General features: G+C 73.8%; 18 protein-coding genes and 1 riboswitch. Of the genes, 7 read left to right on the top strand and 11 right to left on the bottom strand.

The window, feature by feature from the left end:
• Positions 1–49: 49 nt before the first annotated feature.
• Entirely contained in the window at positions 50–739 is a 690-nt protein-coding gene (locus NX801_RS05220) for a DUF305 domain-containing protein (protein ID WP_428986063.1), read from the top strand.
• A gap of 256 nt (positions 740–995) precedes the next feature.
• A complete protein-coding gene (locus NX801_RS05225) occupies positions 996–2,351 on the top strand; it encodes a serine/threonine-protein kinase (protein WP_258785772.1) in 1,356 nt (451 codons plus the stop codon).
• A 117-nt stretch (positions 2,352–2,468) separates the two neighbouring features.
• On the opposite strand, the gene NX801_RS05230 is transcribed toward NX801_RS05225, so the two are convergent.
• The 6 genes from NX801_RS05230 to NX801_RS05255 form a co-directional block, all read right to left on the bottom strand.
• Positions 2,469–4,022, bottom strand: coding sequence for an APC family permease (locus tag NX801_RS05230; RefSeq protein WP_258785774.1), 1,554 nt, complete (start codon positions 4,020–4,022; stop codon positions 2,469–2,471).
• Positions 4,019–5,596 carry a GMC family oxidoreductase gene (locus NX801_RS05235; protein WP_258785780.1) on the bottom strand — a complete coding sequence of 526 codons (1,578 nt, stop codon included), beginning with the start codon at positions 5,594–5,596 and terminating at the stop codon, positions 4,019–4,021. Before NX801_RS05235 ends, NX801_RS05230 begins: the two co-directional genes overlap by 4 nt.
• A 151-nt stretch (positions 5,597–5,747) precedes the next feature.
• On the bottom strand, positions 5,748–7,214 hold the full coding sequence (locus NX801_RS05240; RefSeq protein WP_258785781.1) for an aldehyde dehydrogenase family protein: 1,467 nt from the start codon (positions 7,212–7,214) through the stop codon (positions 5,748–5,750).
• 459 nt (positions 7,215–7,673) lie between these two features.
• Positions 7,674–7,865, bottom strand: coding sequence for a hypothetical protein (locus NX801_RS05245; RefSeq protein ID WP_258786101.1), 192 nt, complete (start codon positions 7,863–7,865; stop codon positions 7,674–7,676).
• A 50-nt stretch (positions 7,866–7,915) separates the two neighbouring features.
• Positions 7,916–8,188 (bottom strand): hypothetical protein, encoded by a 273-nt coding sequence (locus NX801_RS05250; protein ID WP_258785782.1) that lies wholly within the window; start codon positions 8,186–8,188, stop codon positions 7,916–7,918.
• Between the two features lie 262 nt (positions 8,189–8,450).
• A complete protein-coding gene (locus NX801_RS05255; RefSeq protein ID WP_258785783.1) occupies positions 8,451–9,245 on the bottom strand; it encodes a VOC family protein in 795 nt (264 codons plus the stop codon).
• A gap of 656 nt (positions 9,246–9,901) precedes the next feature.
• Between NX801_RS05255 and NX801_RS05260 the strand changes: the two genes are divergently transcribed.
• The 4 genes from NX801_RS05260 (at position 9,902) to NX801_RS05275 (ending at position 13,422) form a co-directional block, all read left to right on the top strand.
• On the top strand, positions 9,902–10,408 hold the full coding sequence (locus NX801_RS05260; protein ID WP_258785784.1) for a hypothetical protein: 507 nt from the start codon (positions 9,902–9,904) through the stop codon (positions 10,406–10,408).
• 455 nt (positions 10,409–10,863) lie between these two features.
• Complete coding sequence (locus NX801_RS05265) at positions 10,864–11,412, top strand: toxin (RefSeq protein WP_258786102.1); 549 nt, start codon at positions 10,864–10,866, stop codon at positions 11,410–11,412.
• 127 nt (positions 11,413–11,539) lie between these two features.
• The gene (locus NX801_RS05270; protein WP_258785786.1) at positions 11,540–12,808 is read left to right on the top strand and encodes an MAB_1171c family putative transporter; all 1,269 of its coding nucleotides are present in this window, start codon (positions 11,540–11,542) and stop codon (positions 12,806–12,808) included.
• Positions 12,805–13,422 carry a phosphatase PAP2 family protein gene (locus NX801_RS05275; RefSeq protein ID WP_428986064.1) on the top strand — a complete coding sequence of 206 codons (618 nt, stop codon included), beginning with the start codon at positions 12,805–12,807 and terminating at the stop codon, positions 13,420–13,422. Before NX801_RS05270 ends, NX801_RS05275 begins: the two co-directional genes overlap by 4 nt.
• 88 nt (positions 13,423–13,510) lie before the next feature.
• On the opposite strand, the gene NX801_RS05280 is transcribed toward NX801_RS05275, so the two are convergent.
• Complete coding sequence (locus tag NX801_RS05280) at positions 13,511–13,909, bottom strand: SsgA family sporulation/cell division regulator (RefSeq protein WP_258785788.1); 399 nt, start codon at positions 13,907–13,909, stop codon at positions 13,511–13,513.
• A gap of 149 nt (positions 13,910–14,058) precedes the next feature.
• On the opposite strand from NX801_RS05280, the gene NX801_RS05285 reads away from it, so the two are divergent.
• The gene (locus NX801_RS05285) at positions 14,059–15,297 is read left to right on the top strand and encodes a D-alanyl-D-alanine carboxypeptidase family protein (RefSeq protein ID WP_258785789.1); all 1,239 of its coding nucleotides are present in this window, start codon (positions 14,059–14,061) and stop codon (positions 15,295–15,297) included.
• Here NX801_RS05285 and NX801_RS05290 read toward each other — a convergent pair whose 3' ends face one another.
• The 4 genes from NX801_RS05290 to cobN all read right to left on the bottom strand — a co-directional run bounded on the left by NX801_RS05290 (position 15,298) and on the right by cobN (position 21,644).
• Positions 15,298–15,693 carry a VOC family protein gene (locus NX801_RS05290; protein WP_258785790.1) on the bottom strand — a complete coding sequence of 132 codons (396 nt, stop codon included), beginning with the start codon at positions 15,691–15,693 and terminating at the stop codon, positions 15,298–15,300. It lies immediately after the preceding gene.
• A 376-nt stretch (positions 15,694–16,069) separates the two neighbouring features.
• Positions 16,070–17,140 (bottom strand): DUF418 domain-containing protein, encoded by a 1,071-nt coding sequence (locus tag NX801_RS05295; RefSeq protein WP_309505786.1) that lies wholly within the window; start codon positions 17,138–17,140, stop codon positions 16,070–16,072.
• 111 nt (positions 17,141–17,251) lie between these two features.
• Complete coding sequence (locus NX801_RS05300; protein WP_258785792.1) at positions 17,252–17,782, bottom strand: FBP domain-containing protein; 531 nt, start codon at positions 17,780–17,782, stop codon at positions 17,252–17,254.
• 163 nt (positions 17,783–17,945) lie between these two features.
• Positions 17,946–21,644, bottom strand: a complete 3,699-nt coding sequence (gene cobN / locus NX801_RS05305; RefSeq protein ID WP_258785793.1) for a cobaltochelatase subunit CobN — start codon at positions 21,642–21,644, stop codon at positions 17,946–17,948.
• A gap of 35 nt (positions 21,645–21,679) precedes the next feature.
• Positions 21,680–21,814, bottom strand: a riboswitch (cobalamin riboswitch).
• Between the last annotated feature and the right edge of the window lie 263 nt (positions 21,815–22,077).

Below are 22,077 nucleotides of genomic sequence, written 5' to 3' on the forward strand. Positions count from 1 at the left end.
CCACGCGCACGGCGGTCCATCCCTTCTCCGCAGCAGGAGCACCACACCCATGCGTTCCATGAACCCCACCCCCGCCCGCAGGCACGCGCGCCGGATCGCGCTCGCCGTCGCCACGGCCACCGCCGCCGTCACCCTCGCCGCCTGCGGGGGCACCGATCGGCCGGCCGGCGACGGCTCGCCCTCCGCCCCCGCCTCCCCCTCCGCTTCCGCCGCCTCGTCGAAGGGCGCCCACAACGCCCAGGACGTGGCCTTCGCGCAGGGGATGATCCCGCACCACCGCCAGGCCCTGGAGATGGCCGCCCTGGCCGACGGCCGCGCCCGCTCGCCCGAGGTGACGGCGCTCGCCCGGCGGATCGAGGGCGCCCAGGAGCCGGAGATCCGGACCATGAGCGGCTGGCTGACCTCCTGGGACGAGAAGGTCCCCGAGGCCCGGGACCACGGGGACATGCCCGGCATGGACCACGGCTCCGGACACGACATGTCCGCCATGCCCAGAAGGACATCGATGCCCGGGATGATGGGCGACGGCGAGATGGCCGCGCTGAGGAAGGCGTCCGGCCCGGCCTTCGACACGGCCTTCCTGAAGCTCATGGTCGAGCACCACAAGGGCGCCGTGGAGATGGCCGGCACCGAGCGGGCCAAGGGCGCGTACGGCCCCGCCAAGAAGCTGGCCGACGACATCATCAGGGCCCAGCGGTCCGAGATCGAGCAGATGGACCGCCTGCTCGCCGGCCACTGACCCCCGGAGCCGGACCCGCCGGGTACCAGGAACCGGGCCCCTCGGGTGCCGGAGCCGGACCCGCCGGGCCCCGGAGCAGGTCCCACCGAGGGCGGTCCCGGTCCCACCGGGGACCGGGACCGGTCCCATCGGGGGCTCAGTGACGGAATGGTGACGAACCGTTGACCGATGGCGCGGCGCGAACTCCGCCGCGCCATCGGTACCCTGAGCCCACGCGCGCGGTGTGACTGTCCCACCGGCGAGGCCCGGGGGGACGATGGGGATCGAGGTAGCGCAGGTGCTGGTGGCGGATCGGTACCGGCTGGAGTCACCCATCGGCCGGGGGGCCATGGGCGAGGTCTGGCGGGCCACGGACGAGGTGCTCGGGCGCCCGGTCGCACTCAAGCTGATGCTGGGGGACGACTCCCGCTCGGAGGCGGCGGCCCGGTTCCGGCTGGAGGGCCGGACGGCGGCCCGGCTCAGCCACCCGCATGTGGTGGCGGTCTTCGACTTCGGCGCCTGGGACAACCGGTTCTACCTGGTGATGGAGCTGGTCGAGGGCCGCAGCCTGGCCCAGGAGCTCTCCGCCGCCGGCCGGCTGGCGCCCGAGCGGGTGGCCACCATCGCCGCCCAGACGGCCGCCGGTCTGGCCTCCGCCCACCGGCAGGGCATCGTGCACCGGGACATCAAGCCCGGCAATCTGATGTCCGACGCCCAGGGCTCGGTCAAACTCGGTGACTTCGGCATCGCCCGCTTCCTGGACGACCCCGGCGCCGCGCTCACCACCGCCGGCCAGATCGTCGGCACCAGCCTCTACCTGGCGCCCGAACGCGCCCTCGGCCGCCAGGCGGGACCGGCCTCGGACGTGTACTCGCTCGGCTGTGTGCTCTACCAGTTGCTCACCGGCCGGCCGCCGTTCCAGGCCGACACCGCCACCGGCACGCTCTATCTGCACATCGACACGGAACCGGTGCCGCCCGGCCGGCACGGCGTCCAGGTGCCGGCCGCCTTCGAGAGCTATCTGCTCGGCCTGCTGGCCAAGCAGCCGGAGGACCGGCCGGGCGCCCAGGAGGTGGCCGACTGGTTCAACTCCGGCGCCTGGCGCGGTTCCGCTCCCCTCCCCGTGCCCGCCACCCCGGCGGCCGCGTCCGCTCCCCTGCCGGAGCCCGCCCGGCCGCCGGCCCCCGCTTCCGGCCCCGGCCACCGGTCGGTGCCCTCGCACCGTGCCGCCCCGGCCGCGCACCGGTCGGCGGCTCCCGCGCACCGGTCGGCTCCCGCTCCGCACCGGTCGGCCGGCCCGTCTTACCGGTCGGCCGCCCCCGGGCCGGCCGCCCCGGCGCCCGGTGCCCTGCCGCTGCCCGAGCCCGCGCCCTCGGCGACCACTTACGCACTGCCCCCGGCGGGCGGGCGCTCCCAGGGGCGCGGGCGCCGCGCCGCCGCCCCCGCCCGGCGTCCCGGCGGGGCCCGGGAGTTCGTACGGCGCCGGCCCCGGGTGGCCAGCGCCATCGCCGGCTCGGTGGCGTTCCTGGTGTGCACCCTGCTCGGCATGGCCTGGTTCGGCTCCGACGACACCGGCCGGGACACCCCCGCCGTCGAGTCCCCGGCCGGCCTCACCGCCGACGGCACCCCCTGACCACCGGCAGAACCGACAGAACCGACAGGGCCGACAGAACCGACAGGGCCGGCAGGACCGGCAGGGCCGGCAGGACCGGCGGAGCAGACAGGGTCGGCAGAGCCCCCGCCCCTTCCCCTATCCCTTCTTCTCCTCCACCGCGTCCCCGGCGGGGGCGTCGCCGCGCCCGTAGTGATGGGTGGTGACCATGTAGATCAGCCCGGTGCCCACCACCACCGCGCCGCAGAGCAGCACGATCCAGTTCTCGTACCAGGGCCGGTCCGGGGTGCGGGCCCAGGAGATGTTGACGATGGCGAAGATCCCGTACGCCAGCGCCGCCGCGTTGACCAGCAGCCCCCACCGGCCCAGGGTGAACTCCCCGCTGGGCCGCCACCCCTTCAGCCGCGCCCGGAGCGCGGCCAGCACCACCATCTGGAACGAGCCGTAGATGCCCAGGATGGCGAAGGACACGATCTTGGTGAGGGCGTCCGCGGAGATCAGCGAGCCGAAGGCGATCAGGACCGGCACGACCGCCGCCACCAGCAGGGCGAAGCCGGGTACGGCCCGGGCGTGCGAGAACTGCCGGAGCAGCCGGTGGCCCACGATCATCTCGTCCCTGGCGTACGAGTAGATGAGCCGGCCGGCCGCCGCCTGGAGGCTGATGGTGCAGGACAGGAACGAGATCAGCACCACCGCCATCACCAGCCGGGCGCCGGTCTCGCCCATGGCGTCGTACAGCAGATGGACCACCGGGTCGGCGTCCTCGCCGGAGATGATCGCCCGGTAGTCGGCCACCGAGAGCAGCAGCGAGAGACAGGTGAAGGTGGCGGCGGCCCCGCCCACGTAGATGGTGCGGCGCATCGCCTTGGGGATCACCTTCCCCGGGTGGGCGACCTCCTCGGCGGTGTCCCCGCACGCCTCGAAGCCGTAGTACTGGTAGAAGCCGATGATGGCGGCGGCCAGGAAGACCGGGGCGTAACCGCCGTCGCCCTGGGTGTCATAGCTGTCGAAGATCACCCCGAGCCCGTGGAAGCGGTGGGTGACCAGCAGATAGATGCCGACCACCAGCGCCCCGATCAGCTCGCCGCCGAAGCCGATGACCGCCGCCCAGGACAGTGCCTTGGTGCCGCAGTAGTTGATGAGCACGGCGACGATGATCAGCACCACCGTGCAGAGGACGGTGGTGTGCACGCTGGGGTCGAAGCCGAAGAGGATCGCGATGTACGGCCCCGCCCCGTAGGCGACCGAGGTGATGGTCACCAGCAGCGCCCACATGTAGACCCAGCCGGTCATCCACGCCCAGCGCTTGCCCCACAGCCGGCGGGCCCACGGGTAGACGCCGCCCGCGATGGGGTACTGGGCGACGACCTCGCCGAAGACCAGGGCCACCAGGAACTGCCCGAGCCCCGCCATCAGGAAGGCCCAGATCATCGGCGGGCCGCCGGTCATCAGGGCCGTACCGAAGAGGGTGTAGGTGGAGACCACCGGCGACAGATAGGTGAAGCCGAGCGCGAAGTTGGCCCAGGGCCCCATCTCCTTGCGGAACTCCGAACCGGGCTCGCCGCCCTGCCCGGCGCCCGCCCCGGCGGCCCCCTGTCCGGCTCCCGACCCCTGTCCGGCCCCCGCCCCCGACCCGGCACCGGCCCCCGCGGCCGAGGCGGGCGCCGGCTCGCCGCCCGTGCCCGGCGTCACCGCTCCACCCGCCCGGCGGCGACGGACTCCCGGCCGGTGATCAGATCGGCGGCCCGCTCGGCGGCGAGCAGCACCGTCACCATGGGGTTGATGGTCGGCATGGTCGGGAAGACCGAGGCGTCCACCACCCGCACCCCGTCGAAGCCGCGGAGCCGCAGCTCGGGATCGACCACCGCCAGCGGGTCGTCCGGCGCGCCCATCCGGCAGGTGCCGGCCGGGTGGTAGACGGTGTGCGCCGCCCGGCGGGCGTACTCGGAGAGCTCGGCGTCCGTGGTGACCGAGGGCCCGGGCGCCACCTCGCGGCGCAGCCAGCTCCGCAGCGGCTCGGTGGCGGCCACCTTCCGGGCGACCCTCATCCCGTCCACCAGGGTCTGTTCGTCATGGCCCTCCGGGTCGGTGAAGTAGCGGAAGTCCAGCGCCGGATGAACAGTCGGATCGGCGCTGGTGAGCCACATCCGGCCCACCGAGCGGGCCCGGGGGACGTTGGGGGTCATGCACACCCCGTGCTCCACGGCCGGGTAGCCCAGGCGCTCGGTGTTGACGCTGAACGGCACCTGGTAGAAGTGGAACATCAGGTCCGGCCGGGACGCCCCGGCCTCCCGGCGCAGAAAGAGCCCGGCGTCCGAGTCCATGGCGGAGTTGGGCGGCAGCGGGCCCTCGGTCTCCCAGATGATCACCGACTCCGGATGGTCGAGCAGGTTCTCGCCCACGCCCGGCAGGTCCGCCAGCGGCTCGATGCCCAGACCGCGCAGCTGGTCGGCCGGCCCGATCCCGGAGAGCAGCAGCAGCCGGGGGGTGTCGATCGCCCCGGCGCAGAGCAACAGCTCCCGCTCGGCCCGCAGTACGCGCTCCCCGCCGTCCTTCTCCCGCACCTGCACCCGGGTCAGCGCCCCGGCCGCGTCGGCCAGCAGCCGATACGCCCAGGTCTCCAGCCGGAGCGTCAGATTGGGCCGGTCGAGCACCGGGTGGAGGTAGGCCACCGAGGCCGAGGAGCGCTTGTTCTCTTCCGGCTCGTAGGCGAGTGAGAAGAACCCGGTGCCCTCCGGGAAGGGCTGGGCGTTGAAGTCCTCCACCACCGGCACGCCCAGCGCCTGGTGGGCGGCGGCGACGAAGTCCCGGGCGATCGGGTTCCGGTCCTGCTCGGCGACCGGGACGATCCGGTTCTTCAGCCGCTTCCGGTACGGCAGGATCGTCTCCGGGCCCCAGCCCGCGCACCCCCGCTCCACCCACTCGTCCAGGTCTTCCGGCAGGGGCAGAAAGCTGATCAGGGTGTTGTGCGAGGAGCAGCCGCCGAGCACCCGGGCGCGGGAGTGCAGGATGTGCGAATTGCCGCGCGGCTGCTCGGTGGTGGTGTACCCGTAGTCGAACTCCGAGTCCAGCAGGTTGATCCAGTTCCGCAGCTTCAGGATCCGCTCGTCCCCGACGTCGCTGGGGCCGCCCTCCACCACACAGACCCGCACCGAAGGGTCCTCGGTGAGCCGGTCCGCCAGCACGCAGCCGGCGGTGCCGCCACCCACGATCACATAGTCGTACGTCTCATCCGTCTCGTCCCCGCGACCGTTCTCCGCGCTCATACCGTCCTCACCCGTCCTCACCCGTCCTCACCCGTCCACGCTCTCGCATCAGCCGGCCGTCCCCGTCCCCCCGCGCTCCCCCTCCCCTTACTCCCCTCCCCCGCACTTGCCTCCCTCCCCCCTCCCCCTCCCTCCCCCCTTCGCCCGGCGTTCAGCCCTTGAACCAGCCGGACGGCGCGGGCCGCAGGTTCTGGTAGATGTGCTTGGACTCCTGGTACTCCCGCAGCCCGGTGGGCCCGAGCTCCCGGCCGACGCCGGACCGCCCGAAGCCGCCCCACTCGGCCTGGGGGACGTACGGGTGGAAGTCGTTGATCCACACGGTGCCGTGCCGCAGCCGGCCGGCCACCCGCTGGGCCCGGCTCGCGTCGGAGGTCCATACGGCTCCGGCCAGCCCGTAGCGGGTGTCGTTGGCCAGCTCCACGGCCTCGTCCTCGTCCCGGAACCGCTCGACCGTCACCACCGGGCCGAAGACCTCCTCCTGGACGATCCGCATGGAGCGGTCGCAGTCCGCGAAGACCGTCGGCTCCAGGAAGAAGCCGTCCGCCAGCGCCGGGTCGTCCGGGCGCTTGCCGCCGGTGACCACCCGGGCCCCCTCGGAGCGGCCGATCTCCAGGTACTTCTCGACCTTCTCCCGGTGCTCCGCCGAGCTGAGCGGCCCGCTCTCGGTCGCCTCGTCCCTGCCGTCACCCAGCCGGATCGCCCGGGCCCGCGCGGCCAGCCGCTCCACGAACCGGTCGTACAGGCCGTCCTGGACGAGCAGCCGGGAGCCGGCCGAACAGACCTGCCCGGAGTGCAGGAAGGCGGCGTCCAGCGCGTAGTCGATGGCCGCCTCGACGTCGCAGTCCTCGAAGACGACGTTCGGATTCTTGCCGCCGAGCTCCAGGGCGATGTTCTTCACGTCCTCCGCCGCGGCCTCCATGATCCGCCGCCCGGTCGCCAGACCGCCGGTGAAGGAGACCAGGTCCACGTCCGGGTGGGCGGTCATCGCCGCGCCCACGGTGGCGCCGGAGCCGAGCACCAGGTTGGCCACCCCGCGCGGGGCGCCCGCCTCCTCGATGAGGCGGATCATGTGGATGGTGGTGAGCGGGGTGGTCTCGCTCGGCTTCAGTACGAAGGTGTTCCCCGCCGCCAGCGCGGGCGCGACCTTCCAGGACGCCTGGAGGAGCGGGTAGTTCCAGGGGGCGATCAGGGCGCACACCCCGATCGGCGCGTACACCACCCGGCTCAGCACGTCCGGGCCGACGTCCACCACCCGGCCGCCGTCCTTGTCGGCGATCTCCGCGAAGTAGCGGAAGGCGTTGGACACGTCCTCCACGTCGAGCCGGGCCTCGGTGAGCGTCTTGCCGGTGTCGGCCGTCTCGGTACGGGCGATCTCCTCCCGGTCGCGCAGCAGGAACTGGCTGACCCGGTGCAGCACGTCCGCGCGCACCCGGGTCGGCGCGTGCGCCCACTCCTCCTCGCGGAAGGCCCGCGCGGCCGCCCTGACGGCCCGGTCGACATCGGCGGCGTCGGCCTCGTCCACGGTGGTCACCACCGAGGCGTCGTACGGGTTGATCACCTCCCGCCGCCCGCCGGCCACCGCGCTCACCCAGGCGCCGTCGATGTACAGATCACCCATTCCGGCCCTCCTCGTCCCGTCCGTGCCAGTCCCCGTCCGTACCCGCCCGTACGCGTCCAACCGGCGCCGCGCCGGGCCGCTCCACATGGTTCAGCGCCACGGGCCCACGCCACCGGGGCACACCGCAGCACCCGAGGACCGGGGAATGAATTGACCTGATCGGACCAGCCGGGCCGCCCGCCACCGGCGCGGCCCGTCGGCGGCCGGGGCGAGCCGGCCACCCGGGAGGGGCGTACGGCCACCCGGGACACGGCGGTACGCCCCCGGGGCCACCCGGGACAGGGGTCAGGACAGGGGGCCCGGCCACACCCCGCGTGCGGGCACAAGGCCCCGGCCGCGCCCCGCTCGTGGGCACAGGGGCCCGGCCACGCCCCGCCCGCAGGTACAGGGGTCCGGCCGCACCCCTCCCGCGGGCACACGGATCTGCCGCGCCCCCCGCGCGGGCGCGGGGGGCGTCCCTCAGACGTAGACGGCGCGCACCACCGTGACGGTGAGGACCGAGGCGCTGACGTAGTACCGCACGACCACCCCGCCCACGGTGGCCTCGCGCCGGTCGGGGTCGCCCTTCACCGGGGTGGAGCCCAGCCCGTACGGTTCGGCGGCCAGCCGGCGCAGCCCGGCGTCGAAGGTGTCCCGTAAGGCGCGGGGCATGGCGAACCGGGCCTGGTCGGCGGGCGGGGCGTGCTGGACATGGCAGTGGGTCACAGCGCCTCCGGGCCCGCCGGGGCGTCTGCCGCGCCGATGTCCTCGCCCCGGGCGAGCCGCTCGAACAGCGCCTCGTCCTCCTCGTCGGCGCCGGTCCCCGACAGCGCCCAGCGCACCAGGGCGACCGGCAGTTCGGGGGCGGGGACATGGGCGATGGCCCGGTCGAACTCGGCGGCCCGGTCGGTGTCCATGGCGGCCCGGACGGCCGCGATGGTGCCGGGCAGTTCCACCAACTCCCCGCCGATCACGGTCTTGAGCGTGTCGTCCATGCGAAGCCTCCCTGCCTCCCGCGCGGTGGTCCACGGCGTCCAGCCGGTACGGCGGCCGCCAGGGTACGCCTCGCACCGTACGCGACCCGGCCCGCCCGCCCGCCGGGCGCTCCTCCGCCGACCACCCGTCAGCGGGCGGCCCCTGCCCGTGGTTGCCGCTCGGCGCACACCGGCATGCCCGGCGCCCGCCAGGACACCCCGGCCCGCCCGGCCACCGGCCACGCGGCCCCGCCCCCCAGTCGGGGGTCGGGCCGGTCCCGCCTCACTCCACCGGGGTCGTCTCCGGCATCTCGCCCTCGGTCGTCGTCACATCGATCACCGAGAAGACCGCGCCCTGGGGATCGGAGAGGGTGGCGAACCGGCCGAACGGACTGCTCATCGGCCCGAACCGGACCACCCCGCCGCGCGCGGTCGCCCGGTCGATGGCGGCGTCGCAGTCCTCGACGGTGAAGTACACATTGATGTGCGGCGGCACCTCGGCCGGGAAGTCGTCCGTCATCGCCATCCGGCCCAGCACGGTGGTGTCCCCGGCGTCGAACAGCAGGAAGTCGTAGGGTCCGGACTCCATCCGCCGGGGCCGGTAGCCGAAGACCCCGGTGAAGAAGGCGTCCGCCTTCGCCGGCTCGCGGGTGTAGATCTCGGCCCAGCAGTAGGCGCCGGGCACCCCGGTCGCCTCGAAGCCCTGGTGGCTGCCCGGCTCCCAGAGCCCGAAGGCGACGCCACTGGGGTCCCGGACGAGCGCCATCGTGCCGAAGTCGCTCACCCGCATCGGCTCCATGAGAACCTCGCCGCCGTGCTCGCGGACCCTGGCGACGGTGGCGGCCGTGTCCGTGGTGGCGAGATAGAGGCACCAGGCCGACTGGTCCTCCGCGCCCGGCATCGGCGGCACGACGGCGGCGACCGCCTTTCCGCCGGCGCGGGCCTCCGTGTAGTTGCCGAACTCGGTCGCTGACTCGCCGAAGGTCCAGCCGAGCACGTCTCCGTAGAAGCTCTTGGCGCCCTCCAGGTCGGCGAACATCGCGTCCGCCCAGATGGGGGTGGATTCCTGTACGGCCATGGCGCCGCCCTCTCCGTCCCGGCCCCCCTGAGTCTCCCTGCCAGGATTCCCTGTCCGTTTTTTCACGTTAGACAGGTATGTCCACCACGTCGACCGGGGCAGGGGTGGCGAATACCGAGCCAATGGCGAGTCCCACCCCCCAAGTCGGCTGACGAGGTGTCATACTGGTGTCGGCAGCCCTTCGTGCATCCCCCGTCGCGAAGGGCTGCTTTCATGTCCGCGGCCGGTCACGCTCCCCGTCACGGCCATGACCCCGGCGCCCGCCCCCGGCCATGGACCCAGCCCCGGACTCCGCCCCGGCATCCGGCACCGCCACGCGACACCCGGCACCCGGCACCCGGCACCCGGCCGGAAATCCCGGACCCCGATCCTCAGGTCGCCGCTGCGCGCCGGCGCCGGCCCACCGGTCCGCGCGGGCGACAGGCACCCGGCGCACTCCGAGGGCACGACGGCTCACGGCGGCACAGCGGCTCACACGGTCAAGGGACTCCCCTCGTGGCCCCCTGGCCGTGTTTTTTCGAGTTAACAGTGACGTAGAGTGTTTGCGCAAGCCCACTCCTGCTCCGGGTCCCGTCGGGGGCCTGCTCCGGGCCGCTCAGCGGCGGGATCGGTAGAGTACGAATTCATCCGGCCGCGAACGAGCGGCGGAGGTGACCATGGGGACCGGGATGGACAACGACGCGGGGCGCGGCGGGGAGCCGGCGCCCGAGCTGAGAACGTTGCAGCAGAAGGTCGCGTACATGGTGGAGAAGACCTTCCCCGGGCAGCGGATCTCGGGCCGGTACTTCGCCGAGCTGGTCAGGGAGCGCGGCGGGTCGCTCTCGCACAGCTACTTCTCCAACATTCTGGCGGGCAAGGTCACCCATCCCTCGGAGGAGATCCTCAAGGCGCTCGGGCTCGGCTTCGGCGTCGACTGGCGGTTCTTCAAGGCGGAGTCCGAGGTCGTGGACGACGTCGTCGCCGGGCTCCAGTTCCTGGCCAAGCGACGGACCGGCGAGATCAGCGGGGTCGCCGCCCGGGGCGCCGGCGACAGCGGCCTCCCGCCCGAGTTGCTGGCCTTCGCCCTCTCCCTGCTGGAGGACAGAAGACCGCAGGACGGCGACGGCCGGCCGGACCCCGGCCCGACGCCCCCCTCCGGTCCACCCGGCCCGCACGTCTTCTAGCCCCGGGCCCCGCCCTCCCGCGACGGCGCCCCCCGGCGGCCACCCCCGGGCCGGCCACCGGGACCACTCCCCCACCCACCCCCGGGACCACTCCCCCACCCACCCCCGGGATCACTTCCCCCACCCCCCCGGGGTCACCGCCTCACTCACCGCCCGGGTCACGTCTCCCACCCACCCCGGGGTCACCGCCCCACTCCCCCGGAGTCACCGCCCCCCTCGTCCTTCCGGGGGTCACCACCCCACTCACCCCCCGGGGTCACTCCCCCGATTCACCTCCCCGGGTCACTCCCTCGCCCGCCCTCGGATCGCCCCGGGCCGGCCCCCGCCGCCGGAGAATCACCGGCCGCCGGGGGACCGCCCCGTACAGACACCGGACCGTGAACGCGTGTCCGGGCCGGTTGGCTAAAATCTCCGGGCGCATGTCACACACGCGTGACGACGATCAAGAGGCCCCCATGTCCCTGCGCCAGCTGCGGAAAGAGTGCGAAGCCGGTCTGGCGGATCTGCCGATCCCCTCTCCCTTCAGCATCCCGGCGCTGGTCGTGAACATGGAAGCCGCCCGGGGGCGGACCATCGTCCTCCATGAGCTGCCCGACCGGCTGGCGCGCGTCAACGCCGCCTGCGGGCTCCGGCTGTCCTCCGGCGACACCAGCCTGGTCCTCTACCGGCGGCGCCCCACCCCGTACCAGACCCAGCACGTCATCCTGCACGAGCTGTGCCACGAGTGGTTCGACCACGGCACCTCGCTCGACGCCGAGCAACTGCGCAGACTGCTGCCGGTCTTCGACACCTCCCTGATCACCCGGGTGCTCCGGGCGGACGGGCCCACCACCGTGCAGGCCCGCGCCCAGTACGACACTCATGACGAGCGGGTGGCCGAGTTCGGCGCCTCGCTGATCCCCCGGATGGCTCAGGACGTGACCAGCGACGACATGGTGGGCCGGCTGGCCAACTCCTTCTCCCGGCCGACGGCCCGGCGGCGTTCCCCCTTCCGCCGCCCATGACCGTCACCCGCCCCGCTCCCCCGGCCCGCACCGCCCCCACCCAGGCCCCACCTTCCTCACCTTCCTCACCTTCCCCACCCCGCCCACTCGGCCCACTCGGCCCACTCAGGCTTCCGGAGGCCCACCGATGACCCCGCTCGACCTCGCCGGCTATCTGATAGCCGTCCTGATGACCGCCGTCGCCCTCTGGCGCATGCCGGCGGCCCTCCGGGGCGGCACCGACGAGGACAAAAGGCGGCGGGCGCTCTGGGGCTGCTACGCGGGCTTCGCGCTCGCCCTGTGGACCAAGACCGAGGTCGTCCGCATCGGGCTCAACAACGGCCCGGTCGTCGACCTCGCCGTACTGATCAAGCACTACACCGCGACCGTCGCGATCCTGGCCATCCTCAGCTACATCGTGGCGATCTACGGCTCCTACGCCGAAGACGGCGCCGTCCCCCGGCATGTGCGGTTCGCCCGGGTCGTCCAGCGGCTGGCGACGAAGGCGTCGGTCGCCACGCTGATCCTGCTGACGGTGCTCTTCTTCACGGTGGTGGACCACTCCGTCCCCTCCGACCGGTTCGTCTCCGACCATGCCGGCGAGTGGGGCGCCACCCTCTACATGAGCGTGTTCTACCTCTACCTGGGCGCCGCGTCGGCGGTCTGCGCCTACCAGTGGGCGCTGGCCACCCGGGCGGCCGCCGTGCGCCATCTGCGGGTGGGGCTCGCCATGATGACCTGCGCCATGTTCATCGGCGTCGGCTACACCCTGAGCCGCACCCTGTTCCTCTGGATCAGCGTGGCCGACCGGCCCGACCACGACTTCGCGCTCGCCTTCGACGAGGTCACCGAGGCCGCGCAGATCCTGCTCTTCGCCCTCTTCGCGCTCGGCGCCTCCCTCCCGGCCTTCAGCAAGCTCTGGCGCCGGGTGCGGCTGTGGCGGGCGCAGGCCGCGCTGCACCCGCTCTGGTACGAGCTGATGGCCGGCTTCCCGGACCAGCCCTTCGAGCCGCCAGCCCCGCTGATGCGCGAGCTGACCCGCTTCTCCACCCCGGCCGACCTGCGGATCGACCGCTGGGCCGCCGATATCGCGGACGCGGTGGAGAAGCTCCGGCACTACGTCCCCGACACCCTGCTCCCGGCTGCCCGCCGGGCCGCCGGGCCGGACACCGCCGGGGAGCCGGCCGGTCCCCTGACCGAGGCGTACTGGATCAAGGCCGCACTCGCCGCCAAGGCCGGGGGTGCCCCCGCCGGGGAGGCCGCCGCCGTCGAACCCCGGCACGCCACCGACCAGGACGGTGAGGTCGCCTGGCTGGTCCAGGTGGCCGGCGCGTACCGCACCGTCACCGACGACCGGGCCCGCCACGTCCTGGCGACCGCCCGCACCCCCGACCCCATGACGGAGACCACCGCGTGACCACCGCCCTCACCCCCGAGCACCCGGCCGCCCCCGGCACCTCGCGGGTCCTGCGCACCGCCCGTACCGTCACCGACGTCTTCCAGCCGCGCAATCTGCTGCTCGCCGGGATGCTCGCCATCGGCTGGGCGGCGGCCGGCGACTGGACCGGACTGCCCTGGGGACTGCTCGGCGCCCTCTGCGCGGGAATCGTGCCGGCCGGCTACATCGAGTGGGAGCGCGGCCGGGGCAAGTGGGGCGACCGGCACGTGGTCGACCGGACCAAGCGGGCGCCGATCTTCTTCGTGATCCTCGGCTCCATCGGCACCGGCTCCCTCGTCATGGTGCTCGGCCACGCCCCGGTGGGCATCCTCGCCGCGATGCTGGCGCTCTGGGTGATGACGATCGGGCTGCTGGCGGTCAACACCGTCTGGAAGATCTCGGTGGACGCGGCCGTCGCCGCCGCCGTCGTGGCCCTGCTCTCCGCCGCGCACTCACCCTGGTGGCTGCTGGGCTCCGCCCTCGCCGCCGCCGTCTGCTGGTCCCGGGTGGCCCTGGGCTACCACACCGTCGCCCAGACCATCGCCGGCTCCGCCCTGGGCGCCGCCACCGCGACGACCTTCCTCTTCCTCTGACCCGCCCCCTCGGCCCACCCCTTCACCGCCCCACCGGCACCGGCCGGGAAGCACCCCACCCCAGCCACCCCACCAGCGGAGAAGCCTCTCACCCCGCCGCCAGCACCTCCGCCAGAAAGGCGTCGAGCTCCAGCCGCTCCTGGCCCGCCGGGACCTCCTCGTACGTCCGGTCCAGGAACTTCCGCAGCGACGGCGCCCACACCGTGAAGACGGCGCTGCGCAGCAGCTCGATCCGCAGCTCCTCCCGGGAGCCGTTCAGATGCGGCCACATCCGTACGTCCCCGATGCCCACCTCGCCCCGCATGCCCTCGGCCAGCATCTCCCGGCTCAGCCGCCACTCGGCGGCGAGCAGCCCGTCGTGGAGAAAGCCGACGCGCACCGCGTACGGATCGTCGGCCTCGTAGGTCAGCTGCGCCAGCACCGGCAGGTCGTGGCCGCTCTGCGCGAGAAGCCGCATGAAGACCTTGTCGCGCAGGACCGCTTTCATGTCGTTCCTCCAGGAGATCGTGGGACGGGCCTCTTTCCCGGTGCCCCGGCAATCCGGGGCCATGCGGGGGCCGGCCGGACGGCAGAGCGGCCTACTCCGCTCGGCTCACCCACCCTGCGCCCGGCTTGTACCGTTTTTACGGTGCTTGAATGAGCGTCACTTCCCTCGCCGCCGCCTGCGTGCTGCTGCTGTCCCCCGCAGTGGCCGTCCCCGCCACCACCGCGCCTGTCCCCGCCGTCCGGGTGGCCGCGGCCGCTCCCCGGACGGGTGCTCCGGCGCCCGGGGCCGGCGAACCGGTGCCGCCGCCCGCCACCGCGAGCGCCGACCCGTCGCTGCTGCGCCGGCCGGGTGTCCAGACGCGACCCGCCACCGGGGTGGCGGCCCCGCCCCCGCTGTCGGCCCGCTCCTGGCTGGTCGCGGACGCCCGAACGGGCGCGGTGCTGGCGGCCCGGGACGCCCATGAACGGCTGCCGCCCGCCTCCACCCTGAAGGCCCTCTTCGCCCTGACGGTGCTGCCCCGTCTGGACTCCGGGGCCCGGCACACGGTCGCCGACACGGAACTGGCCGAGATCGGCGACGGCAGCAGCCTGGTGGGCGTCAAGGAGAACCTGACCTACCGGGTCTCCGACCTCTGGAACGGCGTCTTCCTCAGCTCCGGCAACGACGCCGTCCATGTGCTCGCCGGAATGAACGGCGGCTGGGAGGAGACCACCCGCCAGATGCAGCGCACCGCCGAGTCACTGGGCGCCCGGGACACCCGGGTGGTCTCCCCGGACGGCTACGACGCCCCCGGGCAGGTCTCCTCCGCGTACGACTTGGCGGTCTTCGGCCGCGAAGGGCTCAAGAACCCCGACTTCGTCCGGTACGCGGGGACGGCGGACGCCCAGTTCCCCGCCGACGGCTGGTCCTTCGGCATCAAGAACACCAACCGCCTGGTGACCGGCGCCGACGGGGTGGCCCGCTACCCGGGCATCCTCGGCCTCAAGAACGGCTACACCAGCGGCGCGGGCCACACCCTGATCGCCGCCGCCCGGAAGGGGCCGCACACCCTGGTCGTCACCGTGATGAACCCGCAGGACGGCGGGGCCTACACCGTCTACGAGGAGGCCCGCGCCCTGCTGGACTGGGGCTTCACGGCGGTCGGCCGCACCCAGCCGGTCGGCTCCCTGACCACCGCCCCCGCCACGCTTCCGGCCGCCGCCACCCCCGTGGCCGCCGGCCCCGCCGCCGCGCCCCCGGGCCACCCGGTGGCGGAGGCCGCCGAGAAGAAGGGCCCGGGCCTCGCCCTGCCCCTCGTCTTCCTGGCCTCCGCCGCCCTCGCCGCGCTGTTCCTGTGGCGAAGGCTCCGGCGCCGGCGCCCGAAACCGGCCGCCGACTTCGACTGGTGACTACTTCTCCTGCGGCCACCCGCCGTACGGCACGGTCAGCAGCTCCATGGCATGACCGCTCGGGTCGAGGAAGTAGACCCCGCGCCCGCCGTCGTTGTGGTTGATCTCGCCCTCCCGCTGCCGGCGCGGATCGGCCCAGTACGTCAACCCGGCCTCCCGCACCCGCCCGAAACCGGCGTCGAACTCCTCCTCCGACACCAGGAAGGCGTAGTGCTGCGTCCGGATGTCGCCCTCCGGAACACTGGCGAAGTCCAGGGTGACCCCGTTCGCCGTCTCCACAGGCACGAACGGCCCGGCCGCCGGCCCCACTTCGAGCCCCAGAACATCCGCCAGAAACTTCGCGGACTCGTGCTTGTCCCTCGACGGGACGATGGTGTGATTCAACTGAACAGCCACGGTGTGATGCCTCCTACGGCCCACTCCCGGCACCTCCATGCCTCACCCGACCGGTGACCACCACGCGATGCCACCCCCACCCTAAAACCACCTCCGCCCCCCGGCCCCCCCGTTTTCCAGCCGCAGCCCCGCGTGCGCGGGGAGCAGGCACTTGCGGACGCGGTGTGCGCCCAGGTGGAGGGGCCATCCCCGCGTGCGCGGGGAGCAGAAGGATGCGGCGGAGCGGTGCGGGACGCTCCTGGGGCCATCCCCGCGTGCGCGGGGAGCAGAGTAGGTGACCTGGGGTTTCGGCGGCCTTGGGGTCGGGTTTGAGCAACTTCTGCGAACTGCGACATTACGGACGCGACGGTCAGTGGACCGTATAGCCGGGCACCGGTCAGGGTACCGAGGGCGTCCGCAGACGGGAGACGGGCCGGGTGGGGCCGTGAGGGTCGCCCCCGCAGGAGACGGCGGTAATAGCCGGCCCACCACACCCGTAACGGTTGTTCCGCCGGCTCCGAGGAGGTGAGCCCGGAGGGGCCACGCCCCCACCCACCGGGCAGAACCGCCGACCACCGGGCCGCACCCGGCAACCCATCAACCGCGCCCACCGGGCATAGGCACCCACCGGGCCGAGCCCGACGCCCACCCTCAGCGGTGCAGGGCGCGGCGTTGGAGGGACTTCAGGGGGGCGTGGTCGAAGCGGCGGAGTCACAGGGATGCCGCCGCCATCAGGAGCAACGAGACGGCCGCCCAGAACACCATGACCCACCACGGGCGCCCCGCAGGACCCAGGCGGGCGGCCAGGCCCAGCCCAACGCCGTAGGCGGTCAGGGAGCAGAGCACGTTCTGGAGGACGTAAACGCCCCACAGCGTAGAGGTCCACCACTCCGGACAGGACGACCCGGCGCGGGCCGTCGGGCGCCGCCACCAGCACGGCGGTGAGCAGCGTGAGCACCGCCAGGTGCAGCCCCGCCGCCCAGCGCATGCACCACTTCCAGGCACGCTCCCGCCGGGTCAGCAGCCAGGCGACCAGTATCGCGATGACGGCGTACCCCATGAGCACGTCCCAGGCGAAGACCAGCACGAAGTGCACCGTGCCCTCGGCGAACAGGAAGAGCGCCCGCCACCGGTAGCGCCCCGGCCAGGGGCGGCCGTGGCGGGCGGCCGAGTCGTACTGGATGGCCAGCCCCGCGCCGAACAGGATGGTCAGCATCGACAGGAACTTGCCGTCCGCCAGTAGCCGGAACACCGTCTCGGCGGCCTCGGGCACCGTGCCCAACGGCGCTCCGGGCGGGCCGCCGGTGAGGGCGCCCCACTCGGCCCCCGGGGCGGTGAATATCCAGACGTTGGTCATCAGCGTGCCCAGGACGGCCACGCCCCGGGCCACATCGAGCAGGGGCAGCCGGGTGCCGCCGGACGCGGTCGGGGCGGCGGCCGGCCCCGGGGTGCGCAAGGTCTCGATCATGGGCCCATCGTCCCGACGGCCCCGCCCCCGCCGCGTCCTGCCCGCAGCCGAACCACCGCTCCACCGAATACATCGAAGGATGCATAAACGGAGACAGACCGCTGGTCGGCGTCAGCGGGAGGAGAGGACCGTCGTGGCGAAGGCGGCCAGGTTGGCGCCGGCCCTTGCGACGCGCTCCGCCAGGGTGAGCGACTCCTCGTACCGGGGTCGCTGCCCGGCCGGCTGCCGCTTGCCGCGCAGATAGAGCGGGCAGGCCAGATCGGCGCAGACATAGATGCCGACGGTGTTGCCCTCCCGGCCGGCCGCACCGGCGCGCGGGGCGGCGAGCAGGGCCACCCCTGAGGAGGCGTGGCCGGTCAGGCAGATCTGGCAGAGGCTGGTCTTGAGCGCGCTGGTCCGGTTCGCCTCCGGGACGCGGAGGGCGATCCCGACCGGGCCCGCGTCACCGCCCGGACCCGGGACCGCGCCCGGCGGCAGGACCAGATGGGCGCGGAGCGGGGCGCCCGGATCACGCCAGCCGAGGAAGTCCAGGTCGTCCCAGGGGAGCCGGCCGAAGTCGGCGGGCAGTTTCATCCGGCTCGCCTCGCCCTTGGAGCAGTTGACGAACGAGGCGCGTATCTGTTTCTCGGTGAGCGGTTCCACGGTGGCGACCGTACGGGCCGACCGGAAGACCGGCACCCGAATTACCCGCCCGGCCACGCCCCGGACCCGACCCGCACCCGGGCCGGGCCCACACACCCGCACCCGCACCCGGCGGAAGCCGTACCGGGCAGGCGGCGCCTGGCCCGGTACGGCCCCGCCGGGACTACTCCTCGCCCTCCAGCTCACCCTCCGTCTCCAGGAAGACCTGCCGCAGCGCGTCCAGGACCTTCGGGTCCGGCTTGGCCCACAGCCCCCGGGACTCGGCCTCCAGCAGGCGTTCCGCGATGCCGTGCAGGGCCCAGGGGTTGGCCTCCTGGAGGAACGCGCGGTTCTCCGGGTCCAGGACATACGTCTCGGTGAGCTTGTCGTACATCCAGTCGGCCACCACCCCCGTCGTGGCGTCGTACCCGAAGAGGTAGTCGACGGTCGCGGCCAGCTCGAAGGCGCCCTTGTAGCCGTGGCGGCGCATCGCCTCGATCCACTTGGGGTTGACCACCCGGGCGCGGAAGACCCGGGAGGTCTCCTCGACCAGGGTGCGGGTGCGGACCGTCTCCGGACGGGTGGAGTCACCGATGTACGCCTCCGGGGCGGTGCCCCGCAGCGCGCGGACGGTGGCCACCATGCCGCCGTGGTACTGGAAGTAGTCGTCCGAGTCCGCGATGTCGTGCTCACGGGTGTCGGTGTTCTTCGCCGCGACCGCGATCCGCTTGTACGCCGTCTCCATCTCGGCGCGGGCCGGGCGGCCGTCCAGCTCACGGCCGTAGGCGTAGCCGCCCCAGACCGTGTACACCTCGGCCAGATCGGCGTCGGTGCGCCAGTCCCGGGAGTCGATCAGCTGGAGCAGACCGGCCCCGTAGGTCCCCGGGCGGGAGCCGAAGATCCGGGTGGTGGCGCGCCGCTCGTCGCCGTGCTCGGCGAGATCCGCGCGGGTGTGGGCGCGGACGAAGTTCTCGGCGTCCGGCTCGTCCAGCCCGGCGGCCAGCCGTACCGCGTCGTCCAGCAGGCCGATGACGTGCGGGAAGGCGTCCCGGAAGAAGCCGGAGATGCGCAGCGTCACATCGACCCGGGGGCGGCCCAGCTCCGCGAGCGGAACGGCCTCCAGGCCGGTCACCCGGCGGGAGGCGTCGTCCCAGACCGGCCGGACACCCAGCAGGGCGAGCGCCTCGGCCACGTCGTCGCCGGCGGTGCGCATGGCGCTGGTGCCCCAGAGGGAGAGGCCCACCGAGGTCGGCCAGTCGCCGTGGTCGGCCCGGTACCGCTCAAGGAGCGAGTCGGCCAGCGCCTGGCCGGTCTCCCAGGCGAGCCGGGAGGGGACGGCCTTGGGGTCGACCGAGTAGAAGTTACGTCCGGTCGGCAGGACGTTGACCAGCCCGCGCAGCGGCGAACCGGACGGCCCGGCCGGCACGAAGCCGCCGTTCAGCGCGTGCACCGCGTGGTCCAGCTCGTCGGTGGTGGCGGCGAGGCGTGGAACGACCTGCCGGGCGGCGAAGTCCAGGATGTCCGCGACGGCCGGGCCGTGGCCGTCCGCGACCGACTCCACCGCGGCCGGGTCCCAGGCGGCGGCCTCCATCGCCTCGACCAGCTCCCGGGCCTTCGCCTCGGCCTCGTCGGCGGTGGTGCGGGTGGCGGCCGACTCGTCCAGGCCCAGCGCCTCCCGGAGGCCGGGCAGCGCCTGGGTGCCGCCCCAGATCTGCCGGGCACGGAGGATGGAGAGGACCAGGTTGACCCGCTCCGGGCCGGTCGGCGCCCCGCCCAGGACATGGAGGCCGTCCCGGATCTGGGCGTCCTTCACCTCGCAGAGCCAGCCGTCCACATGGAGCAGGAAGTCGTCGAAGCCGTCGTCGTCCGGCCGGTCCGCCAGGCCCAGGTCGTGGTCGAGCCGGGCGGCCTGGATGAGGGTCCAGATCTGGGCGCGGATGGCCGGCAGCTTCGCCGGGTCCATGGACGAGATCTGGGCGTACTCGTCGAGCAGCTGCTCCAGCCGCGCGATGTCGCCGTACGAGTCGGCGCGGGCCATCGGCGGCACCAGATGGTCCACCAGGGTGGCGTGCACCCGGCGCTTGGCCTGGGTGCCCTCGCCCGGGTCGTTGACCAGGAACGGATAGACCAGCGGCAGGTCCCCGAGGGCCGCGTCCGGGCCGCAGGCGGCGGAGAGGCCGGCGTTCTTGCCGGGCAGCCACTCCAGGTTGCCGTGCTTGCCCAGGTGCACCATGGCGTCCGCGCCGAAGCCACCGTCCTCCGCGCGGGCGGCGATCCAGCGGTAGGCGGCCAGATAGTGGTGGGAGGGCGGCAGATCCGGGTCGTGGTAGATCGCGATCGGGTTCTCGCCGAAGCCGCGCGGCGGCTGGATGAGGATCAGCAGATTGCCGCGCCGGAGGGCCGCGAGCACGATGTCGCCGTCCGGGTCGCCACCCTCGGCGGCACGGCTCCGGTCGAGGAACATCTCACCGGGCGCCGGGCCCCAGTGCTCCTCCACCCGCTCCCGCAGCTCGGCCGGGAGGGTGGCGTACCAGCGCCGGTAGTCGGCGGCCGGGATGCGGACCGGGTTGCGGGCGAGCTGCTCCTCGGTCAGCCACTCCTGGTCGTGACCGCCCGCCTCGATCAGCGCGCGGATCAGCTCGTCACCGTCGCCGGAGACCAGACCGGGGATCTCCGCCTCGGGCCCGAAGTCGTACCCCTCGGCGCGCAGCCGGCGCAGCAGGGCCACGGCGGAGGCGGGGGTGTCCAGGCCGACCGCGTTGCCGATCCGGGAGTGCTTGGTCGGGTAGGCGGAGAGCACCAGGGCGAGGCGCTTCCCGGCGTTGGGTATGTGGCGGAGCCGGGCGTGCCGGACGGCGATCCCGGCGACCCGGGCGGCGCGCTCGGGGTCGGGGACATAGGCGGGCAGTCCGTCCGCGTCGATCTCCTTGAAGGAGAACGGGACGGTGATCAGCCGGCCGTCGAACTCCGGCACGGCGACCTGGGTGGCCGCGTCCAGCGGGGAGAGCCCCTCGTCGTTCTCGTCCCAGGCGGCCCGGGAGCCGGTGAGGCAGAGCGCCTGGAGGACCGGGACGTCCAGCTGGGCCAGGGCACCCGCGTCCCAGGCGTCCTCGTCGCCACCGGCCTGCGCCTCGGCCGGCTTGGTGCCGCCCGCCGCGAGCACGGTGGTGACCACGGCGTCGACGGTGCGGAGCCGCTCCACCAGCTCCGGCTCGGGAGCGCGCAGGGAAGCCACGTAGAGGGGCAGCGGACGGCCGCCCGCGTCCTCGACGGCGGAGCAGAGGGCGTCCACGAAGGCGGTGTTGCCGCTCATGTGGTGGGCGCGATAGTAGAGCACCGCGATCGCCGGGGTGTCCGGGGCCACGTCCTCCCGGACCGTCCGCTCCAGCGGGCCCCAGCTGGGCGCGGCGGCCGGCGGCTCGAAGCCATGGCCGGTGAGCAGCACGGTGTCGGAGAGGAACCGGGCGAGCTGCTCCAGGTTCCCCGGACCGCCGTGCGCGAGGTAGGCGTGCGCCTCGGCCGCGATGCCGATCGGCACCGTGGAGTTCTCCATCAGCTGGGCGTCGGGCGCCTGCTCGCCGGTGAGCACCACGACCGGCTTCCCGGCCGCCAGCACCACGTCCAGCCCCTCCTGCCAGGCCCGGACGCCGCCGAGGAGGCGTACGACCACCAGCCCGGCCCCGTCCAGCAGCCCGTCCAGGTCCTCGACCGGGGTACGGGACGGGTTGGCGAACCGGTACGCCACCGGGCCCCCGGCGGCGCGGGCGCTCAGCAGATCGGTGTCGGAGTGCGACAGCAGCAGGACGGCGGGGCCGTCCCCGGCGGTGTCGGTGGTGTCGCCGTCGCGGTGGCGCGGGTCCGGCTCCCCGGCGGAGTGCAGCATGGTGTGCGCAGGCCTTCCTCGGGGTGTCCGCGCCCCGGGTGGTCGTGTGGACGGCGGGAGTTCCTGGCTCACCGGACGGGACGCCGGCTGACAGTGGCGGGACCGCGCCGGACTCGCACCGGCTTCCTCCCCAGGGTCCCGGACCCTGTGCCGTCTGCATAGTAGAGGCTGCCCGCCCGCTGGTCAGGGGGCGGCCGGAGGCACCGGGGGCACGACCGGGCCGCTGGGGCGGCGGACGGCGGCGGATGCGCCCGGAGGATCCGAGGGGCCGGGCGGCCGGGCTCGACCGCGCCGCCGGGCAGGCGGACCGGGGTGCGGGGTGATGGCGCGGGGTGATGTTTCACGTGAAACGCCCCCACCGTCCCCGCAACCCCGGGGCCGTACGGATCTTCCGGGGCCCGTGCCCCGGGCCGCCCCCGGGTACGGCCCCGAG

Origin of the sequence: Streptomyces pyxinae (genome assembly GCF_024756275.1) — a bacterium.
Classification (GTDB): Bacteria; Actinomycetota; Actinomycetes; order Streptomycetales; family Streptomycetaceae; genus Streptomyces; species Streptomyces pyxinae.